The following is a 22,553-nucleotide window of genomic DNA, read 5'->3' as shown; positions in this document are numbered from 1 at the left end:
GATGGTGGACAGGAGCTTTGCAGAGAGGTTGAGAAAAGTCTACGCCATTTATACGGGCGGTCTTATAGCTCTCCTTATTCTCCTCTACATAGGAGAAAAGACCCTTGGACTTTCTCCTACCTTCATAGGTTATGTGTTCCTTTTTGGAACCATAGCGGTCTATGCGGCCATCGGAATCATATCAAGAACGGGACAGGTGGCCGAATACTACGTAGCAGGAAGGAGGGTTCCTGCGATCTTTAACGGAATGGCAACGGCGGCCGACTGGATGTCCGCAGCATCCTTTATAGGCATGGCCGGTGCTCTTGCCCTTCAGGGTTATAACGGACTTGCCTTCATAATGGGATGGACGGGTGGTTATGTGCTCCTCGGGGTTCTCATCGCACCTTATTTGAGAAAGTTCGGTGCCTACACCATACCAGACTTTCTTGATGCCAGATATGGTGGGAAGTTTCCAAGGTTTGTAGGGATAGTGGCAACCCTAATAGTGTCCTTTACATACCTTGTGGCTCAGATAACGGGCGTGGGTATAATAGCCAGCAGGCTTCTTGGACTTCCCTTTGAAGTAGGCGTCTTTGTGGGTCTTGCGGGCATACTGGTATGTTCTTTCCTGGGAGGTATGAAGGCGGTAACCTGGACGCAGGTTGCTCAGTATATAGTGCTCATAATCGCATACCTTATACCCGTTACAGTGCTCTCTTACAAATACACGGGCAATCCCATATCTCAGGTCTCTTACGGCTTTGCCCTTCAGGGCATAGAGCAGAGGTTTGCACAGCTCAAGGATGACCCAAAAGAGCAGGAAGTAAGGGATATACACAAAAAGAGGGCAGAAGACCTAAAGGCAAAGATAGCGGCACTGCCTCAGAGCTGGGAGCAGGGTAAAAAGGAGCTTGAGGAAAAGCTGAAAGCCATGCCGGCGGATGACCCCAAGAGGGCTGAAGTAGAGAAACAGCTCAAAGAATACCCCAAGTCCCCAGAGGAAGCAAAGGAAAAGTGGACCGATGCCATGAAAAAGGCTCAGGAAGCCTCCAAGCCTCCCAAATCCTATGTGGCACCCCCCTCTGACGCCAAGGGCATGGCAAACTTCCTCGCACTCACCCTTATGCTCATGCTTGGAACCGCAGGACTTCCCCACGTCATAATGAGGTTCTACACTACACCCACCGTGAGGGAGGCGAGAACATCTGCAGGATGGGCGCTCTTTTTCATACTTCTTCTCTATATAACCGCACCTGCCTATGCAGCCTTTGGAAGGTATGAGATACTGAACCTTGTGGGCAAAGCCTTCAGCGAGCTTCCCGACTGGGTGCAGAAATGGGCAAAGGTAAACCTTATAACCATAAAGGACCTAAACGGTGATGGTATCGTTCAGTTTGCGGAGATTTCCATACACCCAGACATGGTGGTGCTCGCCACTCCCGAGATAGCCGGACTTCCCTATGTGATAGCGGGCTTTGTGGCAGCGGGTGGTCTTGCGGCAGCCCTGTCCACCGCCGACGGACTGCTTATCACCATCTCCAACGCCATATCCCACGACCTTTATTACAAGATGATAAACCCCAACCTTTCACCCTCCACGAGGGTCAAAATAGGGAAAGCTCTTCTTCTCGTGGTAGCTCTAATAGGTGCCTATGTGGCCAGCTTCAGGCTTGCTATAATCGTTGAGCTTGTGGCATGGGCTTTCTCCCTTGCGGCCGCATCCCTATTCCCCGCCCTCGTGCTCGGCATATGGGACAAAAGAATGAACAAGCAGGGGGCCATAGCTGGCATGATTGTGGGTCTTATAGTGACCATAATCTATCTTTATCTTAGCAGGTTCAAGGGCTTTGAGATTTATGGCATAAAGCCCATAGCCTCGGGTATCTTTGGCATGCCCCTTAACTTCCTTGTTGCCCTTGTGGTTTCAAGGCTCACGCCACCGCCACCCCAAAAACTTCAGGAGTTTGTGGACAGCATACGCTATCCAAAGGGTGCGGTCAAGGCTGGCGCTGAGGAATGATAGAGAGCTTTCTAAATTACAGCCTTGCCTTTTACATGTGGCTCGTCCTGGGGCGGGCCGCCCTTTCCTTCTTTACCACTGACAGAAAAAACTTTTTCTACAACATGCTATACCTTCCTACCGAGCCAGCCTATAGGCTATACAGAAGGTTTCTGCCTTGCTGTCATACGCTTGCGATAGTTCTGACTCTATTTATTCTCAGGTATGCGGTCGTAAAATTATTCTGATGCTGGATGCGGAGAGATTTCTGTCAGAGGTAGAACCCTTTAATCTTCTGAGTGAAAAGCAAATAAGAACCGTTGCCCACAACCTGCTGGTAGAGTATTTTAGAAAGGGTGAAGTTATCTTTGAGGAGGGCTCAAAACCTCTTGAATTTCTCCACATACTAAGGAGCGGCAGCGTGCTTCTTGAAAGAGAAGGACAGCCAGTGGAATACCTGCATGAGGGGGAAACCTTTGGCTACATATCACTTATGAGCAAATCACCGCCAAGTTCTACTGCAAAGGCTGTAGAAGACAGCGTGGTATTCTTGCTGAATAGAAAACTCTTCAACTCTCTCATGGGGGACCATGAAGGTTTCAGAGAATACTTTACTCAGAAGCTGGCAAAAAGACTACTGACCAGTTCAAAAAAGGCTACTTCCACCGTAGAGAGGCACATGGAGGTGCGACTTGAGGATATAAATCTCAGACCACTGCTGGTGCTTGATGGCTCCCTGACCGTTGAAGATGCGGTAAAGGAAATGGTTGCGAGGGACAGCACCTGTGTCCTGGTAAGGCTGCCTGAGGCTTTTGGTATTCTGACCGAAAGGGATGTGCTCAAAAGGGTTCTGGCTAAGGGACTAAGACCTGAGGAGGTAAAACTCAGGGATGTGGCCACCTTTCCTGTGATTTCTTTAGAGAGCAACAAAACCCTTTATGATGCTATGGTGCTTATGGCAAGGCACGGCATAAGGAAGCTGCTCATAACGAGAGAAAACAAGCCTGTAGGGCTTCTTGAAGACAGGGACATAATAGCCTACGAAAGCAAGAACGCAGTTCTTCTGATAAAGGAGATAGACAAGGCAAAGACGGTAGAAGACCTCAGATACCTTTATGGTCTCGTAAAGGAACAGGTGCTGGAGCTTGTATTTCATGGCACTGACCCTGAAAGACTGGGGGAATACATATCGGAGATAAACGACCGCTTTATGAAAAGGGCAGTTTATGTAGCCCTGAGCAGACTGGGTGAAGAGCCTGTGGTGCCCTTCAGCATAATGGTTCTGGGAAGTGAAGGAAGAAGAGAGCAAAGCCTCAAGACAGACCAGGATAACGCCCTCATTTACCAGGATTATCCTCTTCTTGACTTTGAGCCAAAGGTATACTTTGAAAGATTTTCAAAGGAATACATAAAGGTGCTTCTTGAAATAGGTTTTCCTCCCTGTCCTGGCAACGTTATGGTCTCAAACCCCTTCTGGAGAAGGTCTTCAAAGGAGTGGGAACAGGCTGTGTCAGACTGGATTGAAAAACCAAAGCCAGAAAACATACTTAACATAGCCATTTTCTTTGACTTCAGGAACGTCTTTGGAGACCAGACACTGGTTCAGAAGCTCTGGGAGCATGTAAGAAAGAGCATAGAGAAAAACCCGGGCTTTATTCCCTTTCTTGCCGTGGATGCGGTAAGGTTCAAGCCACCTATAGGCTTTTTCAGGGACTTTGTGGTGGAAAGAAGTGGTGAACACAGGGGAGAAATAGACATAAAAAAGGGTGGCATATTCCCCATAACTCAGGGAGTTAGAGCCCTTGCCCTTGAAAAGGGAATAGCTCAGCAGAACACCTTTGAACGCATAGAAGAGCTGAGTAAGGCAGGAGCAATCTCAGAGGACTATGCAAAAGACCTAAAAGAAGCCTACAGGTTCTTGCTTGCCCTCAGGTTCAGGTCTCAGGCACAGAAGATGAAGGAAGGTAAAGACCCGGACAACTACATAAATCCAGACAGACTTTCAAAGGCCGAAAAAGGAACTCTGAAGGATGTATTCAGAATAATAAAGGAATTTCAGGAGTTCCTGTACGAAAGATACAGCCTGAGGTATTTTGAATGATTAGGTGGCTCATAGATGGACTCTCAGAAAAAATAAGGCGAGAAGAGCTGGGCTGGCATATAGACAAAGAGGCTAAGCCTGAAAACACATGTTTTGCGGTTTTTGATACAGAAACCACTGGTCTTGACCTGAGAAAGGATGAGGCAATAAGCCTTGGTGCTGTGAAGATAGAGAATCTCAAAATTGACCTGAGCAGGAGCTTTTATGCCCTTTTGAAACCCACAAGGGAATATGAGGACTCAATAAGGGTGCATGGCATAACGCCGGATAGCCTGAGCAAGGCAAGGGAAAGGAGAGAAGTGTGTATGGAATTTCTGGAATATGCCAGAGGCTGTGTCCTGGCGGGGTACTTTGTAAATATTGATATGGCCATGCTCAAAAAGCTGGTCAGAGAAGAATGCAAAGCCTCCCTGAAAGTCTATGCCCTTGACCTGCTGGACATGGTGGAACACAGAGGCAAGGTGCCGAGCCTTGAGGAGCTCCTCAGAGAATACAGATTGCCCCTATCAACCCAGCACAATGCCCTTGAAGATGCCTACATGACAGCCCTTGTCCTGCTCAGACTCCTCAAGGAGAAAAGGGACAAAAGACTTAAAGACTTTCCCCTAAGACAGTTTTAACTTGCGGGGGGAGGATTTGAACCTCCGACCTTCGGGTTATGAGCCCGACGAGCTACCAAGCTGCTCCACCCCGCGTAGCAGATGTATAATTATAACTTTACAATTCCACTAAGTCAAGGGAGATTTTTGAAAGGGGTTCTCCCACACCTCTGTTGACTACCACTATGTTTTCAAGTCTGACTCCAAATCTTCCGGGAAGGTATATACCTGGCTCTATGGTGAATACCATACCTTCTTTTATTGTTACATCCTTATCCTTGCCTTTATAGTAAACTCTGGGAAACTCATGTATTTCTACACCCACACCATGACCAAGCGAATGGTTGAAAAACTTACCAAAACCCTTCTTTCTTATGTATTCTCTTGCGACTCTATCAACCTCACCCAGCTTCTTCCCTACCCTTACTTTATCAAGGGCAAAAAGGTGAGCATCTCGCACGATCTGATAAACTCTTCTGAATTCACTGTTTGCCTTTCCCAGGAAAACAGTTCTGGTAAAATCAGTGCAATAGCCTTTCCACACGAGGCCCATATCTATCAGAAGAGGTTCACCGTATTTTATAGACCTCTGAGATGTCTCATAGTGAGGTATGGCTGAGCCTTCTCCGCTCGCTACTATGGCAGGAAAGCTTTCACCACTGGCACCTTCCCTGAAAAACTGCTCCACAAGATAAGACCTGAGCTCAAGCTCAGTCATGCCTTCCTGTATATTCTCAAGAAGCCTTTTATAAACCCTGTCGCTTATCCTCACACCCTCTCTCATGGTGCTCAGCTCCTCCTCATCCTTTATCATCCTCAAATCTTTCAGAAAGCTGGCGATTCCAACCCATGCAAAGCTACCCTTCAGGCTCTTTCTGAATTCACAGCTTACCCTGTCCTCTTCATAGCCAACTCTGAAGACACCAAGCTTTTTCAGAAAGCCCTTTATGACTTTTATGGCATTTTCTCTTATGAGCACCACATCCCAGCCCTTCAGAGCAGACCTGGCCTTTTCATAGTATCTTCCATCAGTAAGAAGATGGTGGGAGTCTCTCGTGACTATTATGTAGGCGTGGCTGGACCTGAAGCCAGACAGATAAAAGACGCTGGGCTGTGAGCTAAAGAGAAAGGCGTCAAGCCTGTATTTTTTGAGGAGCTCCTGAACCCTCTGTATTCTCTTCATGCTTTTCCCTCAAGCATTCTTCTGTATTTGTTTACTGTCCTTCTTGCTATCTTTATGCCCCGCTCTCTGAGGATTTTTGACAATTCTTCATCAGAAAGATGGCTTTTTTCAGACTGCAGAATTTCTTTGAGTGCCCTGAGTATCTCTTCCCTGCTCAGACCTTCCTTCGTTTCCCTGAGGAAAAAGGACCTTAAGGGAAATATGCCCACGGGTGTTCTTGCATATTTTCTGCTTACAACCCTGCTCACCGTTGACAGGCTCACCTCTGCCTTGCCGGCCACCTCGCTCAGGGTAAGACTTTTTAGTGGCTCCTTACCCAGCATGAAGCCTGCCTGCCTTTCCAGAATAAGCTCGCCTGCTGTGCGAAGCACCCTTCTTCTAACCTCCAGTATAAAGGCCAAAGGCTTCAGGCTCCCCGTTGCCTCCACGTCCCAGAAATCCTCCATAAGGAAAACATACCACTGGCTTCCATCATGCTCAAATACTACATCTACGCTACCACCTCTGTATACAGCCTCACCACCCTCAAAGGGACTCAGTTTCAGCCTGGACAGCACCTCCCTTGCTCTTGTATCTTTGCTCCCTCCCCTGAAAACCTGTATAACTTCCCTGTGAAGACTGTCTTCGCCAGGATACAGCTCTTCAAGCTGCAACAGAATAAACTCCTCAAGATTCTTGCTGGCAACTCCCAGAGGCTCTATTTCTCTCATGATGAACTCTCTTATATCCTCCACATAATCAGGGCTCACGCCATAGAACCCGGCTATTTCCTCAATCTTTCCGGAGAAAAAGCCCTTGTGGTTCAAACCAGACAGTATCTCAAGGGCTATCTCAAGGTCAGTGCCGTCAAACTCGTATCGGACCTGCTGCTCAACCCTGCTTATTTCACTCTGGGTAAGAGTGGGCTGGGGCTCCGTGTATTCCCTGTAGAACCATCTTGGCTTTGTTCTGAGGGTGAGCTTTATGTGGGGCAACTCTTCCTGCTTTAACTCCAGCTCCTGCAGAAGCTCCTCTGACGTCTTTAAAAGCAGGTCAAGGCTGTTTTCTATCTTCAGAAGCAGGCTTGTCTTTGGCTGGGTTATGACCCTGATAGCCTTTTCCTTCACGATTTTTCCTCCGCCTTTGCCGTAATAAAAAGGCTCAGTATCCTGTTGCCCTCCATTTTATCCACAACAAACTTGAAACCATCGTGAAAGAACTGGTCTCCTTCCTCAGGCACCTTTGAAAGCCTTGCCATCACAAAACCACCTATTGTATCGTATTCGTAATCTTCTGGAAGGCTAAAGCCTATCCTTCTCGCAGCTGTCTCCACATCAACCCAACCGCTTACTATGTAAGTATCCTTTGAAACCCTGACTATGTCTTCCTCCCAGCTCTCTGGCACATCACCAAAAAGGTATTTCATGATATCGTAGACGCTCACAAGACCGGAGATTTCTCCGTGCTCTCCCACCACCAGGGCGGTCTGCGTTCCCTGACTTCTCATCTCTTTTATCAGGTCTGTTATGCTGAGTATCTCCGGCACAAAGAGAGCATCCCTTTTAAAATCCCCGAGAGGCCTCTTAAGATTTTTAGACAGGGGCACTATGTCTTTAATGTATAGTATTCCCACCATATTATCAGGGCTCTTTGAGAAAAGGGGTATTTTGCTGTGTTTTTTCTGAATTATTTCATCAAGAACCTCCTCCAGGGTAACTTCTTCAGGCAGCATGAATATATCTGGTTTGGGCGTCATTATTTCTTTTACTGTAGTGTCTTTGAGGCTCATCGCTCTTTCCACTGTTTCCACGTCCTTTTTATCAAAATAGCCAAGGGAAACCCCAGTTTCAAGTATTTCCATAAAAATCTCCCCTGCCTCCTTGCTTTTCTCTTCCACATCAAAAAGCCCCGTAAGCCTGCTCACTGGTCCTGTAAAAGCCATACGAACTGGCCGCATCAGTCCGTGGATTAAAACAAAGGGTATGTAATAGAAGGGTGCGAGCCTTGTGGTGAAGGGAAGAACTGTGTTTTTTGGAATCACCTCACCAAACACGAATATGAGCAGGCTCGAAAAGACAACGGCAAATCCTGCACCCTTGGGACCCATGAAATCCACAAAGAGCTTTGTCCCGTAAGAAGAGATAAGTATGTTCACAAGCTCGTTCCCCAGCAGTATGGTAAGCAGGACTTCTCTGGGCTTTGAAAGCAGCCTGAGAAGAGCCCTGTATATTCTCCTCCTTTCCCTCAATTTGAGCAGGTATCTGTTTGCCCCAAAGAAAACAACCTCGGAAGAGCTGAAAAAACCTGACATTAAGAGCAAAGACAGGAATATGAGAATTTCAGTATAGATTGCAGGAGACGATGCGTCCATTCAGGCTTACCTCCTTGACCCCATCCTCACACTCCTTTAACCTGTGCCTGCACTGAGGAAAGAAAGGGCACAGTGCTTCAAAATCATCAGAGGAAAGGTCCTCAGTTTTCTCCCTTCTCTCAGAGGGATGTCTAACAGGCATGGTGCTTATAAGGTATTGCGTATAGGGGTGTAGAGGAGCTTTGAGAACTTCTCTTGAGGGACCAACCTCCATCAGCTTTCCCTTGTAAAGAACACCAACCCTGTCGGATACTGCCTCAACTGCCCTTATGTCGTGGGTTATGAGCAGTGTGCTTATCCCTTCTTCTCTTAGCCTGAGGAAGAGCTCCAGTATGCCTGCCCTGTAGCTCATATCAAGGGATGAAGTGGGCTCATCTGCAACAATTAATCTGGGTTTGAGGACTATTGCCCTTGCTATGGCAACCCTCTGCCTCTGACCCCCGGAGAGCTCCTCAGGCTTTCTATTCATAAAACCCTCCTCAAGCCCTGCCATCCTCAGAGCCTCCAGGACCCTTTCCTTTCTGTCCCTTTCGCCATGCACCAGCAGAGGTTCTTCTACAATGTCTCTGACCTTCATGCGTGGGTTAAGAGAGCTTCTCGGGTCCTGAAATACCACGGATACAAACCTTGTGTATTTCTTACCCATACTAAAGGGGTCCTGACCTTCAAAGAGGACTCTTCCAGAGCTTGGCTTTTCCAACCTTAGGATTATCTTACCTATGGTGCTCTTGCCAGAACCAGATTCTCCCACAAGGGAAAATATCTCCCCTGCCTTCACATAGAAGCTCACCTCTCTCACAGCCCATACAGACCTCCTGGAAAAAAGGCCAGTGGTAAAGGCTTTTGAAACTCTCTCTACGCTAAGAAGCTCACCCCTCATATGGTTCTTGAAAATCTCTGCTCCTTCTTTGCCTTCACATACTGGTCAAAGACCATGGCTATGTTCCTTATGAGAAGTCTGCCCTCTGGCAGAACTTTTATATTTCTGTCTTCTACCTTTAGAAGACCATCTCTCTCCATGTCCTGCAGCTCCTCAAGCTCTGAGGAGAAGTGCTGTTCAAAGTCTATGCCAAAGATGGACTCTATCCTTTCAAAACTGCACTGGAAGTTGCACATAAGGTCCATTATAACCTCACGCCTTATCATATCCTCCTGAGTGAGAAGGCAGCCCCTCATGATGGGAAGTTTTTCAGCATCAAGGGCAAGGTAGTATTCCCTTATGGTCTTGTAATTCTGGAAATAACCCTCGTGAAGCATGCCTATAGAGGTGGCACCTATGCCTATAAGGTCCACACCCTTTTTTGTGGTATAGCCCTGAAAGTTTCTCCAGAGGCTTCCTTCTCTCTGAGCCTGAGCAAGCTCGTCCTCTGGCTTGGCAAAGTGGTCCATACCTATGAAGACATAGCCCGCCCTCTGAAACATATCTATGGTCATCTCCAGTATGGTGAGCTTGTCCTCCGGTGGGGGGAGGGTTGATGGGTCAATTTTCCTCTGAAGAGGCTTGAGCCATGGCACGTAGGCAAAGTTAAAGACTGCAACCCTGTCAGGGTCAAGGGCTATGGTCTGTTCTATGGTTTTTCTGAACTTTTCTGGGGTCTGATAGGGAAGCCCGTATATGAGGTCTATGTTGATGCTCTTGAAGCCAAGGCTTCTGAGGTCTCTCATTACCCTTTCCATGAGTTCGTAAGGCTGTATGCGGTTTATGGCTTTCTGAACATCAGGGTCAAGGTCCTGAAGGCCCATGCTTATGCGGTTAAATCCTACATCTCTCAGAGTCTCCAGCTGACCATGGGAGAGGTATCTGGGGTCTATTTCCACGCTTATTTCTGCATCTACAGATATGTTAAAAACTTCCCTTATCTTTCCAAAAAACTCCCTTATCTCTTCGTTGCTCAGAAAGTTTGGAGTCCCTCCGCCCCAGTGAAGCTGAACTACCGGCCTTGAGGAGTCAAGATAACCCTTAAGCATGTCCATTTCTCTGTAGAGATAATCCAGATACCTTCTGGTCACATCCTTTCTGTGGGATATTATCACGTTGCATCCACAGAACCAGCAGGCGCTTTCACAGAAGGGTATGTGAAAGTAGAGGGACAGAGGTCTTTTAGAAAGATTGCTTTGCAGGAGCATTCTCCTGTAGTCTTCTTCAGTGACTCCCTCGTGAAATTCGGTGGCAGGTGGATAGCTTGTGTATCTTGGACCGGGTCTGTCATACTTCCTTATGAGAGCTTCGTTAAAGATGGTTTTCATAGAAGATAAATATAGTCTGTTTTCAGAAGGGGGCGTAGCCCCCAGAGGAGATTACTTCACGTATTCAGTAGCCGCTCTTCCCACTTCCTTTGCAAGCTCTGTCATGCCGCCTCTGAACTGAAAGGCTTTGTCAAAGCCAAGGGCTCTCAGAGCGGTAACAACCGCTGCAGCCCTGTCTCCGGTGTGGCACACCACCACTATCTTTTTGTCTTTTGGAAGCCTGTTGAGGTTCTCTTCCTTGAAGAGTTCATGCATTGGTATGTAGAGGGTATTTTTCCAAGTTGGACCAACGACCGCCATCTCCGCAGGCGTCCTCACGTCAAGAATCACAAAGTCTTCACCTTTCTGTATCATCTGGAGGAGTTGCTGTGTGGTTATCTGGCAGGGTCTCTGCTTTATAACTTCTGGAGTCATCTGAGAAAACATACCGTTAAAGCGTCTGGCAAGCTCCTTGTCGTAGGAAAATACCGTTCCACCAAATGTGAGAGCACCAATTGCAAGGGCAAGCACCGCCTTTTTCATGATTCACCTCCTTTGATGATTTTTATCATATATTCAATTATAAGCATATTCTAATAGTCTGTCAAGACTATACCGCAAGAAGACTGCAGTAAAGGTCTGTGTTATACTTTCTCTATTCAGAACTTCCCAAGGAGGTAACAGGTGGCAAACATAGTGATAACACCCATGACTTTTAAACCCGTTTATGAGCTTGATGCAGAAATAGTGGAGCGTAAGGGCACCGGACACCCTGATACCATATGCGACTACCTTGCAGAGAATCTCTCAAGAGAGCTCTGTCTGTGGTATATGAAGGAATACGGTGCTGTCATGCATCACAACGTGGACAAGGCTCTTCTCGTGGGTGGAGTGGCGAAGGCGGAGTTTGGCGGTGGTGAGGTTATAGAGCCCATAGAAATATACCTTGTGGGAAGAGCCATACTGGAAAAGGACAGCAAAAGGCTTGATGCCCACGAGCTTGCGGTTGAGAGTGCAAAAAAGTGGCTGAGTGAAAATATAAAGAACCTTGATGTGGAAAGGCATGTGGTAATCCATACCAAGATAAAGCCTGGAAGCAAGGACCTGGTGGAGCTCTTTGAAAGGTTTCAGAAAAGGGGTGAGGTGCCTCTGGCAAACGACACATCCTTTGGTGTAGGCTATGCACCCCTTGACAGCCTCGAGAAGGCAGTCTTTGAGGCAGAGAGGTTTCTCAACTCTGAAGAAATCAAAAGGGAACATCCAGAAATAGGGGAAGACATAAAGGTTATGGGCGTGCGCATAAGGAACAAGTTCAGACTCACCATAGCCCTTGCCTTTGTAGGAAAGTATATAAAGGATATAGAGGATTACTTTCAGAAGAAAGAAGAAGTGCACAGAAAGGTCAAGAAAAGGGTGGAGGAAGCCGTGGGTAAAGAAGTTGAAGTTTTTATAAACACTGCAGACAGCAGGGAGAATAGCTCCGTATACATTACCGTTACAGGCACATCTGCAGAACAGGGGGATGATGGTCAGGTGGGTCGTGGCAACAGGGTGAACGGTCTCATAACTCCCTACAGACCCATGAGCCTCGAAGCAGCAGCAGGCAAAAACCCCATATCCCACATAGGAAAGATATACAACAGGGTGGCAAACCTCATAGCCCAGAGGGTGGTAAAGGAGATAGAGGAGGTTGAAGAATCATACTGCTACATAGTTTCACAGATAGGAAAGCCCATAAACGAGCCTCAAGTGCTGGATGTGAGCGTAAGGAGCAAGAAAGACCTGAGCATGCTGGAGCCGCTGGTGAAGAAGATAGCACAGGAGGAGCTGGAAAGGATGCCCGATGTATGGAAGGGCTTTGTAGAGGGGCTATATCCGGTAGCCTGAGATAGCTCATAAACTTTTGAAATTATGTAGCAAAGGTGGTAGAATTAAAGCCATGGAATACTTAGGTATTCTTCTCTTTTTCCTGATCGCAGTATTTGTTGGCCTTGCCTTTAGCTTCCTCAATGACCTTCTGGGTCCAAAGACTAAGGAAAAGATGGAGGACTATCCTTACGAATGCGGTGTGCCTCTGTATGACCCCGAGGCGAGGGGCGTCTTCAAGCAGGGCTACTACCTTCTGGGTATATCCCTAATACTCTTTGACATTGAAGTGGCATTTCTCTTTCCATGGGTAGTTGTCTTTGAAGAGGTTGGACTTTATGGACTTGTGGGAGCTCTCCTTTTTATCTTTATCCTCACACTTGGTCTTGCCTACGAATGGAGAAAGGGAGCCTTCAAGTGGCAGTTCTGAAAGCAGGGCATATAATTTAAGAAGCCATGGCAGTCCCGCCCTATGAAGTTTACAAAACTCTTGAAGAGGAACTGGGAAAGGAGAAGGCGGAGAAGATTGGCAGAGTTATTGAAGAGACGCTCACCGCCATAGAGAGAAGAGCCTATGAACAAAAGCCTATCTTGAAGGCTGAGTTGAGAGATGAACTGACCAAAGAACTCGTAACGAAGGCGGACATCGCAGAAGTAAGGGCAGAAATCGCAGGGGTTATGGCCGAGGTAGAGAAAGTAAGGGCGGAGGTCAAGGTGCTGCAGGCAAAGTTTACTGAGGAGTTTAAGCTCATCAGGGTGTGGCTCATAATTCTGACATTACTGGTGGCGGTCTTTAACAGGGATGCACTGGGAATTATCTTAGAAATAGTTTTAAACTTTTAAGGTAAGGAGGTTTTACCATGGCTATGCTCAATTCTAACGGCTTTGTGCTTACCACTGTGGATGAGCTTTTGAGCTGGGGCAGGCGTAACGCTCTGTGGCCGCTTACCATAGGGCTTGCCTGTTGTGCTATAGAGATGATGCACGCTGCAGCATCAAGGTTTGACCTTGACAGGCTGGGGGTTATCTTCAGGGCCTCTCCCAGACAGGCAGACCTTCTCATAGTGGCAGGCACGGTGGTCAACAAGGTCGCTCCCATGCTCAAGCTTCTATGGGAACAGATGCCAGACCCCAAGTGGTGCATTACCATGGGAGGTTGTGCCTCGGCGGGTGGTCCTTTCCCTACCTACTCAACCCTTCAGGGCATGGATAGGATAATACCCGTTGACGTATACATTCCCGGTTGCCCACCACACCCTCAGGGACTTCTGTATGGCATACTCCAGCTTCAGAAAAAAATAAAGGAAAAGGGTGTTAAAAAATACGACAGGGCCTTAGAGGAGTTTAAGAAAGATATAGAGCGTCAGGGACTCATTCCAAGAGAAATAACCGTATGAGGTGAAACATGCCCTGGATGAACAGAGCTGCTGCAGACAGAGTCAAGTTTGAGTTCAAGGATGTGGAGCTGGAGTTTACAAAGCACACCACAAACCTGCATGTCCGGCAGGAAAGACTTTTAGAACTGCTAAGACACTTGAGAGAAAAAGAGGGCTACAGGCTCTTTATAGACCACACATGTATAGACTTCCCCGATAGAAGAGAAAGATTTCAGGGCATATACATACTTTACAACCCGGACACCAACGAAAGGGTAATAGTAAAGACATGGGCAAAGGAGGGAAAACTTCCCTCTCTTGAAAGGCTCTGGCCCTGTGCAAGGTGGGCAGAGAGGGAAGCCTACGACATGTTTGGCGTAGTCTACGAGGGGCATGAGAATCTCAGAAGGATGTTCATGTGGGAAGGCTATCCATATTATCCCCTCAGAAAAGATTTCCCAATGGAGGGTATTCCAGAGGTTGAGCTTCCATCGTTGACGGAGCTCTATGCTGGCAGGACTGACCCACCCAGTCATGACTATGAGCTTATGCACACGAGGGTTGCAACCCTTGAAGACCTGGAAAGGACTGAAAAATCAAGGCTTCAGAAAAAGGCTCAGCTTGTGCTCAACTGGGGACCACTCCACCCGGGAACTCACGGCACCATATGGTTTCTCTTTGACCTTGATGGGGAGAGGGTTGTTCAGTCAGATGTTATACTGGGACAACTTCACAGGGGCATGGAAAAGATTGCAGAGAATGTTTACTACTTCCAGTTCCTGCCTTACACAGACCGTATGGACTACATATCCGCCATATGCAACGAGCTATCTTACGTGACCGCAGTTGAAAAGCTCCTTGGGGTGGAAGTGCCAGAAAAGGCAAGATACATAAGGACCATGTTTGCAGAGCTTCAGAGGATAAACTCCCACCTTCTGTGGCTTGGCACGGGTGCCCTTGACCTTGGGGCTCTTACTGTGTTTCTGTATGCCTTTAGAGAAAGGGAAAAGATAATGGACATCATAGAGGGCAACGCAGGCTTCAGGCTCACCTCTGCCTTTTTAAGAATTGGAGGAGTGCATTACGACCTTGCGGAAGGCACTCTTGACGTGGTAAAGGCCTTTGTAAAGGACTTTCCCAACAGGCTCAAAGAATACCACAACCTCCTTACCAGAAACCGCATATGGCTCAGAAGGACAAAGGATATAGGAGTTATCAGCAGGGAGGATGTTTTCAACTACGGCCTTACTGGACCCGTTGCCAGAGGCTCTGGAGTGCCTTACGACATGAGAAAACTTGAGCCCTATGCAGCTTACGACGAGGTGGACTTTGACATCCCCGTTGGAGAGGTAGGAGATGTTTACGACCGCTATCTGGTGCGTATGGAGGAGATGGTGCAGAGCCTCAGAATCATAGAGCAGTGTGTAGCAAGGCTGGAAAAAATGCCGAAGTCCGCACCTTATGTAAACAAGGAACATCCTGCAGTGATGGCACCAAAGGAAGATGTTTTCATGGACCTTGAGGATATGGTAAAGAACTTCCGCATAGTGGTTCACGGGGAGTCCGCACCCCCAGGGGAAGTCTACGCCAGCGGAGAAAACCCCAGAGGCGAGCTGGGCTTTTACATATATTCGGTCGGTGGCTCCAAACCTTATAGGCTCAGAATAAGGTCAGGGGCTCTTTATAATCTTTCCATCTTCCCAAAGCTCATACAGGACGGCACGATTGCTGACGCCATAGCCCTTCTTGGAAGCCTTGACCCAGTGGTGGGAGAAACGGACAGATGACTGTAAAGGAATTGCTAACCTACGAGGATATACCTCTACTGCCTAAGGAGGGCAGGTATGAAGTTGTAGAAGGGAGGCTCGTAGAGATGTCCCCAGCAGGTGGATGGCATGGGTATGCGGTGGCGGAGATAAGTGCAGTGCTCAGAGAAAAGTTGAGAGGCAGGGGCTATGTGCTTTCTGGGGAGGTGGGACTTGTGATAAACAGAGAGCCTCTTACACTCAGGGCATCTGATATAGCCTTTTACTCAAAGGAAAGGCTCAGAGAGATTCCCAGAGGGCTTCTGCACGAGCCACCTGACCTTGTGGTGGAAGTTATCGCAGAGGAGACCTCAATGGAATACTTTGAAGAAAAGTTGAGAGACTACATGAGCTTTGGGGTAGGCAGGATAGTGTTTGTGGACCTTCTCAAAAGGCTTGTGCTGGTGGTGGATGAGGAAAGAAGGATTGCAGTTTACACTTTTGAGGAGGAGGTGGAGTTCTTTGGGGGAGTGAGATGGAAAGTTTCTCAAATAGTGGAGGGCATGTGATGGAGCTCTGGCTTTCTATTGTGATAACTCTTGTTAAAATCCTCGTAGTCCTTGGTGTATTCCTTGGTATAGGTGCCTATCTCACATGGTTTGAGAGGAAGCTGGCGGGGCACATTCAGGCAAGGATGGGTCCAAAGCTGGTGGGTCCCTTTGGACTGCTCCAGCCTCTGGCGGACGGAATAAAGCTCCTTACAAAGGAGTCTATTATTCCCCAGAATGCGGACAAGGTGGTTTACTACCTTGCGGTAGTTATGGCAGTGGCTCCCGCCATTCTCTTGTTTTCTGTAATACCCTTTGGTCCGGGCTTTACGCTCTTTGGCTACGAGATAAAGCCCATAATTGCGGACGTAAACATCGCTCTACTTCTGGTCTTTGCCTTTGGCTCTCTGGCGGTGTATGGCACCATATTTTCCGGATGGGCTTCTAACTCCAAGTATGCCTTTATAGGCTCTCTCAGGAAGGCGGCGGTCATAATCTCTTACGAGGTGGTGCTTGGCTTTTCGGTGCTTGGGGTTATTCTGCTTGCGGGCACTATGAGCACCACGGGCATCGTTCAGGCACAGATAGAGAGGGGTGTGTGGTTTATAGTGTATCAGCCTGTTGCTTTCATACTCTACCTTTTCTGTATGCTGGCAGAGTCTGGAAGGGTGCCTTTTGACATTCAGGAGGCTGAGGCAGAGCTGGTTACTGGCTATAACGTGGAGTATGGAGGTATGAGGTTTGGGGTCTTTCCTCTGGCTGAGTGGTATCTCAATGTGATGGCTCTTTCTGCCATTGCGGTGGTGCTCTTCTTTGGGGGATGGTCTGGTCCGCACATATTCGGTCCTCTCTCTCCCTATCTGTGGTTTCTTATAAAGATGTTTGCCCTTGTTTTCTTTGTTCTCTGGCTTCACTGGACGCTTCCCAGGTTTCAGGCAAAGGATATTACCGAAATAGGTTGGAAGATAATGCTACCCATATCCATAGTTAACGTAGTATTCACTGCAGTCCTTGCCTATATTCTACAGTAATGGAAAGGGTTGAAGAGAGGGTAGACAGGCTGGAGAGAAAGTTTGAGTGGTTTATAGAGGAAATGGCTGACTTTAAAAAGTGGGTCATGAGATATTCTGCAGATACTGATAGAAAGATAGAAGAATATAGAGCTGACACGGATCGCAAGATCGCCGAATACAGGGCAGAGACAGACCGCAGGATAGAAGAAAACAGAAGAGAAAATAACAAACGCTGGGGTGAGATAGCCAACAAGCTGGGGACTGTGGTTGAGGATATTGTGTTTCCTGCACTCAGGCCAGTGATAAGAAAATACTTCAATTGTGAACCAGAAAAGACAGCCCTCAGGCTTGAATACACAGACAGGAAAAGGGGTATATACGAGGAGTTTGACGCCATAGCGGTCTGTCAGGACAGGGTCTTTCTCCTTGAGGTCAAGTCCACGCCAAGGGAGAAGCACATAGAGGAGTTCAAAGAAAAGGCAAGAAGGTTTTTACAATACTTTCCAGAGTATGCAGACAAAAGGCTGACCCTAATCATGGGAAGTTTGAACTTAAACGAGGATTTTGTAAAGCTACTGTCTAAGGCCGGCATATACGCCATGGCTTACAGAGAGTGGGAATACATGGACATACTGAACTTTGAGGAGGTGCAAAATGCTCAGGAGCGACAGAGTTAAGAAGGGCATAGAGAGGTCTCCACACAGGGCATTACTGAGAGCCTGCGGGCTAAAAGATGAGGATTTTGACAAGCCCCTCATAGGCATTGCCAACTCATACATAGACATAATCCCCGGACATGTGCATCTCAGGGAGTTTGTTCAGCCCATAAAGGACGAGGTGCGAAAGGCTGGCGGTGTTCCCATAGAGTTCAACGTCATCGGCGTGGATGACGGCATAGCCATGGGGCACTATGGCATGCATTACTCCCTGCCCTCAAGGGAGCTCATTGCAGACTCCATAGAGACGGTGGTGGAAGCCCACCAGCTGGACGCCCTCATATGCATACCCAACTGCGACAAGATAGTGCCCGGTATGCTCATGGCTACCGCAAGGCTAAACATTCCCACGATTTTTATAAGCGGTGGTCCAATGCTTGCGGGGGAGGTAAACGGCAGAAAGGTGGACCTCATAAGTGTCTTTGAAGGAATAGGTCAGCTTCAGGCTGGGAAAATCACAGAAAGAGAGCTAAAGGTCATAGAAGAGCATGCCTGCCCCACCTGTGGGAGTTGTTCTGGTATGTTTACTGCCAACTCCATGAACTGTATCACCGAGGTGCTTGGTCTTGGTCTGCCGGGCAACGGCACTATACCTGCAGTGGACCCCAGAAGAGAGCTCCTTGCCCGCAGGGCAGCAAGGCAGATAATGGAGCTTATAAGAAGAAACATAAGACCCAGAGACATTCTCACACAGGAAACCTTTGACAATGCCTTTGCGGTAGACATTGCCATGGGAGGTTCTTCCAACACGATTCTTCATCTCCTTGCCATAGCCCGTGAGGCAGGTGTGGAATACGACCTTGCCAGGATAAATGACATATCAAAAAGAACGCCCAACATATGCAAGATTTCCCCCGCTTCCCACTACCACATACAGGACCTTGACAACGTAGGTGGCATGCCTGCCATAGTAAAAGAACTTATAAAGGGCGGATACCTGCCTCATCCAGACAGACTAACAGTCAGCCTGAAAACCCTCAGAGAAATCGCAGAAGAAGCCCCAGATGCGGATGGAGAGGTCATAAGAAGAGTAGAAGAGCCATATTCTAAAGAAGGAGGCATAGCCATACTCTTTGGAAACCTTGCACCAGAAGGCTCTGTGGTAAAGACCGCAGGTGTGGACCCCAGAATGCTTGTCTTCAGAGGAAAGGCCATATGCTTTGATTCAGAAGAGGAGGCCATAGAGGGTATTCTTGGAGGGAAGGTAAAGTCCGGGCATGTGGTGGTAATACGCTATGAGGGACCAAAGGGCGGTCCGGGTATGAGGGAGATGCTCTCGCCTACCTCTGCCATAATGGGTATGGGTCTGGGAGATAAGGTGGCTCTCATCACAGACGGAAGGTTCTCTGGGGGCACGAGGGGTGCCTGCGTAGGACACATAGCCCCAGAGGCGGCCGCAGGGGGACCCATAGGCATAGTGCAGGATGGAGACGAAATACTCGTAGACATTCCTGGCAGGAGGCTTGAGCTTCTCATACCGGAGGAGGAGTTCAGAAGAAGGATGGAAAACTTTATTCCAAAGCAGAAGGATATAAGAAGCCCATGGCTGAGGAGGTATGTAAGGTTCGTGGCCTCTGCATCAAGAGGTGCGGTGCTGGAGGCATGATATAATTTAGCCCATGAAGCCCATACTTGACCTTCTGCCCTTTTTGCTTTTTGTCCTCGTGGTGCTTGCCAGCATAGCGGGAGGAGACATACTTAAATTCATAGGAGGATTAGCCATGGGTTTTTCACCCCTTATAGTGATAGCTATAGCGGTAGTTATCTTTATTGCGGTTGCGGTAAAGATAGTTCCAGAGTATCAGAGGGCTGTTATCTTCAGGCTTGGAAGGGTAATTGGTGCAAAGGGACCGGGACTCTTCATCCTTATCCCCGTAATTGACAGAATGGTTAAGGTGGACCTGAGAACGGTCACCCTTGATGTGCCAACTCAGGACATAATAACCAGAGACAACGTGTCCGTGAGCGTGGATGCGGTGGTTTACTTCAGGGTAGTTGACCCTGTCAGGGCTATAGTTCAGGTAGAAAACTATCTCTATGCCACATCCCAGATAGCCCAGACAACCCTCAGGAGCGTATGCGGTGCTGCAGAGCTTGACGAGCTGCTTTCAGAGAGGGAAAAGCTAAACTTGCAATTACAGGAGATAATTGACCGACAGACAGACCCCTGGGGAGTAAAGGTGGTGGCCGTTGAGCTGAAAAGAATAGACCTGCCAGAAGAGCTTCGTAGAGCAATGGCAAGACAGGCAGAAGCCGAAAGGGAAAGAAGAGCAAAGATAATAACCGCAGAGGCCGAATATCAGGCAGCTCAGAAGCTGGCAGAAGCGGCACAGATACTGGCAACCCAGCCCATAGCCATACAGCTCAGATATCTTGAGACCATTCAGAACGTGGCCAACAAGCCCGGAAACACCGTTCTTGTTCCTATACCCACGGAGCTTTTCAGGGTATTCTTTGGTGAAGGTAAGATACAGGGTCAGGGTTAACAGAGCTGGTCTAATATTTATTGGTATAACTATATTCCTTGGGGTGGCGGCGGTAAACACCGCCAACAATCTGCTATACCTCGTGGTCTCTTACATGCTGTCTTTTATGCTACTTTCCGGGATTATCTCTCTCTATAACCTGAGAGGGCTTGAAGTGGTCCTTATCCCTCCAGATGAAGTCTATGCAGGCTCAAGGGCATCCTTCAAGGTTGTGGTCAAAAACAGAAAAAGATTACCCTCCTTTCTCATAGTAATAAGAAAAGAAGGAAGTGATTGCGTATTTCCCCTTGTCCAGGGGGAGGTTGAAGGCAACCTGCCCGTAGTTTTTGAAAAAAGAGGGCTACATCCTATCCTTGACATTGAGGTGAGCTCTACTTTCCCGGTGGGCCTTTTTGAAAGGTTCTACAGGCTTGAAATTCCCCTGAACCTTATAGTGTTCCCGCATCCAGTCCCTGCAAGGGAAAAGTTTCTGAGCGTCCCTCTAAGAGAAAGAGGGCATTCAAACCTCCAGAGCAGAAAACGGGGTTATGAAGAACTGCATGGGGTAAGAGAGTATTCCAGCGAACCCATCAAGCTCATACACTGGAAGCTCTCTGCCAAAACTGGAAATCTGTATGTGAAGGAGATGGTAGAGGAGTCAGCACCACCGGTCATGCTCAGTCTGGATATAGTAGATGGCAGTCTGGAAGAGCGTATCTCAAAGCTCACCCATTTAATAATAAAGCTTACCTCAGAGGGGAAGGCTGTAGGACTCAGGCTTGCCAACAGAACAATAGAGCCTTCAACGGGCAATTCTCACAGGAAAAGGCTCCTTACCGAACTAGCCCTCCTGTAGAAGAGCTTTTGGGTATGAACCAAGAACCTTGACCAGCTGGGCTCTTTCCTTTAGTAGCTCCAGAGCACCTCTCACACTCTCTTCTTCTGCATGACCCTCCAGGTCCACAAAAAACACATAGTCCCATAGCTTTTTTCTTGAAGGTCTTGAAACTATCTTGGTAAGGTTCACACCATATCTGTAGAAGCTCTCAAGGGCTCTGTAGAGAGCTCCAGCTTCATCCTTTATGGCGAATATGAGGCTCGTTTTATCCTTGCCAGTGGGCTTCATGCCCCTTTTACCTATGACCAGAAACCTCGTATAGTTGTTGAGATTGTCCTGTATGCTCTCTGCCAGTATGTTCAGATGGTATGTGTAGGCAGCCACCTCGCTTGCTATTGCTCCAGCATCTTCAAGCTCCATTACAAGCTCACAGGCTTTGGCAGTGCTTTCAGTTTCCATGAGGTTTGCCTCAGGAAGATGTCTCCTAAGCCATTCTTTGCATTGGGCAAGGGCATGCCTGTGGGAGTATATGGTTTTTATGTCCTCTAAACTGCTGGCAGTGGAAAGCAGGTTGAGCCTTATGGGTATCACTATCTCCCCCACAATTTTGAGGTCAGACTCTAGAAACATGTCAAGAGTATAGTTGACCACCCCTTCTGTTGTGTTCTCTACGGGAACCACGCCATAATCAACCCTGCCCACTTCCGCCTCCCTGAAGACATCCCCTATGGTGCTCACTGGCACGTAATGGGCCGAAAAGCCGAAGTATTCAAGGGCAGCCTGATGGGTAAAGGTTGCCTTTGGACCGAGGTAAGCAATCCTGAGTTCCTTCTCAAGAGAAAGACAGGCGGAGATTATTTCCCTGTATATGTGCACTACCGCCTCTGCCGGAAATTCTTCTCCGTAAAGTTCCCTGTTGAGCATTATTATCCGGTTTATTATCTCCCTTTCCCTCTCTGGTGCGTGAACCTCAAGCCCCATTCTCTTCTTTATTTCACCGGCTTTCTTTGCAAGTTTTGCCCTTTCATTAAGCAAGCGTAAAATCTCTTCGTCAATGCTATCTATCTTTTTTCTTAAATTCTTTAGGTCATCCATTATTTACGGGCAAAGTGCAAACCTTCAAGCGCCTCACTGGTTGAATGCCTTACAGAATAAAGACCCTTCTCCTTTACTTTCCAGTATTTCCTTCTTTTCCTGTAAACCTCTCTCAGATATTCCCTGAGCATAAGGCTGGGATATCTTCCCTTTGCTATCTTGTGAAGGTGCCACCACCACTTCTGTATGGGCTGGCTGTCGTCATCCTGCATGGGCTCATCAGAACCCTCAAGAAGTTCAAGAAACCTGTGCACATTCTGAAAGAGCTTTCTGTCCGCTTTTTTCACATACACACTGTCTTCCAGACCCTCCTGGTAAACCTTCTCCCTTAGCTTGATTATAAGGTCGGGATAACCCACCCCGTAGTTAAAAAGCAATTCAACTTCCGCAAAGTAAACATAATCTGTATCAAGTTTTCTTTTAAGTTCACCCATAATAGGTAAATTATATA

General features: G+C 47.7%; 23 protein-coding genes and 1 tRNA gene. 15 read left to right on the top strand and 9 right to left on the bottom strand.

Features of this window, described 5'->3' with window-relative positions; all coding sequences use genetic code 11:
- Window position 1: 1 nt before the first annotated feature.
- The 4 genes from ACKRDP_RS01930 to ACKRDP_RS01915 are packed head-to-tail and all read left to right on the top strand — an operon-like array spanning window position 2 to window position 4,702.
- Entirely contained in the window at window positions 2-2,002 is a 2,001-nt protein-coding gene (locus ACKRDP_RS01930; RefSeq protein WP_409153064.1) for a sodium:solute symporter family protein, read from the top strand.
- Entirely contained in the window at window positions 1,999-2,229 is a 231-nt protein-coding gene (locus ACKRDP_RS01925; protein ID WP_409153063.1) for a YggT family protein, read from the top strand. The genes ACKRDP_RS01930 and ACKRDP_RS01925 overlap by 4 nt, the downstream gene beginning before the upstream one ends.
- Window positions 2,229-4,082: a putative nucleotidyltransferase substrate binding domain-containing protein gene (locus tag ACKRDP_RS01920; protein ID WP_409153062.1), complete on the top strand. Its 1,854-nt coding sequence runs from the start codon at window positions 2,229-2,231 to the stop codon at window positions 4,080-4,082. Before ACKRDP_RS01925 ends, ACKRDP_RS01920 begins: the two co-directional genes overlap by 1 nt.
- Window positions 4,079-4,702, top strand: a complete 624-nt coding sequence (locus tag ACKRDP_RS01915) for a 3'-5' exonuclease (protein WP_409153061.1) — start codon at window positions 4,079-4,081, stop codon at window positions 4,700-4,702. Before ACKRDP_RS01920 ends, ACKRDP_RS01915 begins: the two co-directional genes overlap by 4 nt.
- Before the next feature lies 1 nt (window position 4,703).
- On the opposite strand, the gene ACKRDP_RS01910 is transcribed toward ACKRDP_RS01915, so the two are convergent.
- The 7 genes from ACKRDP_RS01910 to ACKRDP_RS01880 form a co-directional block, all read right to left on the bottom strand.
- Window positions 4,704-4,777 (bottom strand) — tRNA-Met (locus ACKRDP_RS01910).
- A 22-nt stretch (window positions 4,778-4,799) separates the two neighbouring features.
- Window positions 4,800-5,864, bottom strand: a complete 1,065-nt coding sequence (locus tag ACKRDP_RS01905; protein ID WP_409153060.1) for a M24 family metallopeptidase — start codon at window positions 5,862-5,864, stop codon at window positions 4,800-4,802.
- A complete protein-coding gene (locus tag ACKRDP_RS01900; RefSeq protein ID WP_409153059.1) occupies window positions 5,861-6,970 on the bottom strand; it encodes an RNA polymerase factor sigma-54 in 1,110 nt (369 codons plus the stop codon). The genes ACKRDP_RS01905 and ACKRDP_RS01900 overlap by 4 nt, the downstream gene beginning before the upstream one ends.
- Window positions 6,967-8,214 carry a hemolysin family protein gene (locus ACKRDP_RS01895; RefSeq protein ID WP_409153058.1) on the bottom strand — a complete coding sequence of 416 codons (1,248 nt, stop codon included), beginning with the start codon at window positions 8,212-8,214 and terminating at the stop codon, window positions 6,967-6,969. Before ACKRDP_RS01895 ends, ACKRDP_RS01900 begins: the two co-directional genes overlap by 4 nt.
- Complete coding sequence (locus ACKRDP_RS01890; RefSeq protein WP_409153057.1) at window positions 8,183-9,094, bottom strand: ATP-binding cassette domain-containing protein; 912 nt, start codon at window positions 9,092-9,094, stop codon at window positions 8,183-8,185. Before ACKRDP_RS01890 ends, ACKRDP_RS01895 begins: the two co-directional genes overlap by 32 nt.
- Window positions 9,091-10,461, bottom strand: a complete 1,371-nt coding sequence (gene hemN, locus ACKRDP_RS01885; protein WP_409153056.1) for an oxygen-independent coproporphyrinogen III oxidase — start codon at window positions 10,459-10,461, stop codon at window positions 9,091-9,093. Before hemN ends, ACKRDP_RS01890 begins: the two co-directional genes overlap by 4 nt.
- Window positions 10,462-10,512: 51 nt before the next feature.
- On the bottom strand, window positions 10,513-10,983 hold the full coding sequence (locus tag ACKRDP_RS01880; RefSeq protein WP_409153055.1) for a rhodanese-like domain-containing protein: 471 nt from the start codon (window positions 10,981-10,983) through the stop codon (window positions 10,513-10,515).
- A gap of 141 nt (window positions 10,984-11,124) precedes the next feature.
- On the opposite strand from ACKRDP_RS01880, the gene ACKRDP_RS01875 reads away from it, so the two are divergent.
- The 11 genes from ACKRDP_RS01875 to ACKRDP_RS01825 are packed head-to-tail and all read left to right on the top strand — an operon-like array spanning window position 11,125 to window position 21,025.
- A complete protein-coding gene (locus ACKRDP_RS01875) occupies window positions 11,125-12,327 on the top strand; it encodes a methionine adenosyltransferase (protein WP_409153054.1) in 1,203 nt (400 codons plus the stop codon).
- A 52-nt stretch (window positions 12,328-12,379) separates the two neighbouring features.
- Window positions 12,380-12,736: an NADH-quinone oxidoreductase subunit A gene (locus ACKRDP_RS01870; RefSeq protein WP_409153053.1), complete on the top strand. Its 357-nt coding sequence runs from the start codon at window positions 12,380-12,382 to the stop codon at window positions 12,734-12,736.
- A gap of 26 nt (window positions 12,737-12,762) precedes the next feature.
- On the top strand, window positions 12,763-13,149 hold the full coding sequence (locus tag ACKRDP_RS01865) for a hypothetical protein (protein WP_409153052.1): 387 nt from the start codon (window positions 12,763-12,765) through the stop codon (window positions 13,147-13,149).
- A gap of 17 nt (window positions 13,150-13,166) precedes the next feature.
- Window positions 13,167-13,703 carry a NuoB/complex I 20 kDa subunit family protein gene (locus ACKRDP_RS01860; RefSeq protein WP_409153051.1) on the top strand — a complete coding sequence of 179 codons (537 nt, stop codon included), beginning with the start codon at window positions 13,167-13,169 and terminating at the stop codon, window positions 13,701-13,703.
- 8 nt (window positions 13,704-13,711) lie between these two features.
- Complete coding sequence (nuoD, locus tag ACKRDP_RS01855) at window positions 13,712-15,469, top strand: NADH dehydrogenase (quinone) subunit D (RefSeq protein ID WP_409153050.1); 1,758 nt, start codon at window positions 13,712-13,714, stop codon at window positions 15,467-15,469.
- The gene (locus ACKRDP_RS01850; RefSeq protein WP_409153049.1) at window positions 15,466-15,996 is read left to right on the top strand and encodes a Uma2 family endonuclease; all 531 of its coding nucleotides are present in this window, start codon (window positions 15,466-15,468) and stop codon (window positions 15,994-15,996) included. The genes nuoD and ACKRDP_RS01850 overlap by 4 nt, the downstream gene beginning before the upstream one ends.
- Window positions 15,996-17,006 (top strand): NADH-quinone oxidoreductase subunit NuoH, encoded by a 1,011-nt coding sequence (gene nuoH, locus ACKRDP_RS01845; protein ID WP_409153048.1) that lies wholly within the window; start codon window positions 15,996-15,998, stop codon window positions 17,004-17,006. The genes ACKRDP_RS01850 and nuoH overlap by 1 nt, the downstream gene beginning before the upstream one ends.
- Window positions 17,006-17,665 carry a hypothetical protein gene (locus ACKRDP_RS01840; protein WP_409153047.1) on the top strand — a complete coding sequence of 220 codons (660 nt, stop codon included), beginning with the start codon at window positions 17,006-17,008 and terminating at the stop codon, window positions 17,663-17,665. Before nuoH ends, ACKRDP_RS01840 begins: the two co-directional genes overlap by 1 nt.
- Complete coding sequence (gene ilvD, locus ACKRDP_RS01835) at window positions 17,643-19,310, top strand: dihydroxy-acid dehydratase (RefSeq protein WP_409153046.1); 1,668 nt, start codon at window positions 17,643-17,645, stop codon at window positions 19,308-19,310. Before ACKRDP_RS01840 ends, ilvD begins: the two co-directional genes overlap by 23 nt.
- A gap of 13 nt (window positions 19,311-19,323) precedes the next feature.
- Window positions 19,324-20,190 (top strand): slipin family protein, encoded by an 867-nt coding sequence (locus tag ACKRDP_RS01830; RefSeq protein WP_409153045.1) that lies wholly within the window; start codon window positions 19,324-19,326, stop codon window positions 20,188-20,190.
- Window positions 20,162-21,025 carry a DUF58 domain-containing protein gene (locus tag ACKRDP_RS01825; RefSeq protein WP_409153225.1) on the top strand — a complete coding sequence of 288 codons (864 nt, stop codon included), beginning with the start codon at window positions 20,162-20,164 and terminating at the stop codon, window positions 21,023-21,025. Before ACKRDP_RS01830 ends, ACKRDP_RS01825 begins: the two co-directional genes overlap by 29 nt.
- Here the strand turns inward: ACKRDP_RS01825 and pheA are convergent.
- Both pheA and ACKRDP_RS01815 read right to left on the bottom strand, forming a co-directional pair.
- Window positions 21,011-22,102: a prephenate dehydratase gene (gene pheA / locus ACKRDP_RS01820; protein WP_409153044.1), complete on the bottom strand. Its 1,092-nt coding sequence runs from the start codon at window positions 22,100-22,102 to the stop codon at window positions 21,011-21,013. The genes ACKRDP_RS01825 and pheA overlap by 15 nt on opposite strands.
- Window positions 22,102-22,536 carry a hypothetical protein gene (locus tag ACKRDP_RS01815; RefSeq protein WP_409153043.1) on the bottom strand — a complete coding sequence of 145 codons (435 nt, stop codon included), beginning with the start codon at window positions 22,534-22,536 and terminating at the stop codon, window positions 22,102-22,104. The genes pheA and ACKRDP_RS01815 overlap by 1 nt, the downstream gene beginning before the upstream one ends.
- Between the last annotated feature and the right edge of the window lie 17 nt (window positions 22,537-22,553).

This window comes from Pampinifervens navoyensis (assembly GCF_046159715.1).
GTDB lineage: Bacteria > Aquificota > Aquificia > Aquificales > Aquificaceae > Pampinifervens.
The sequence above is the reverse complement of the archived record's forward strand: the minus strand, read 5'-3'. Positions and strand labels throughout refer to the sequence as shown.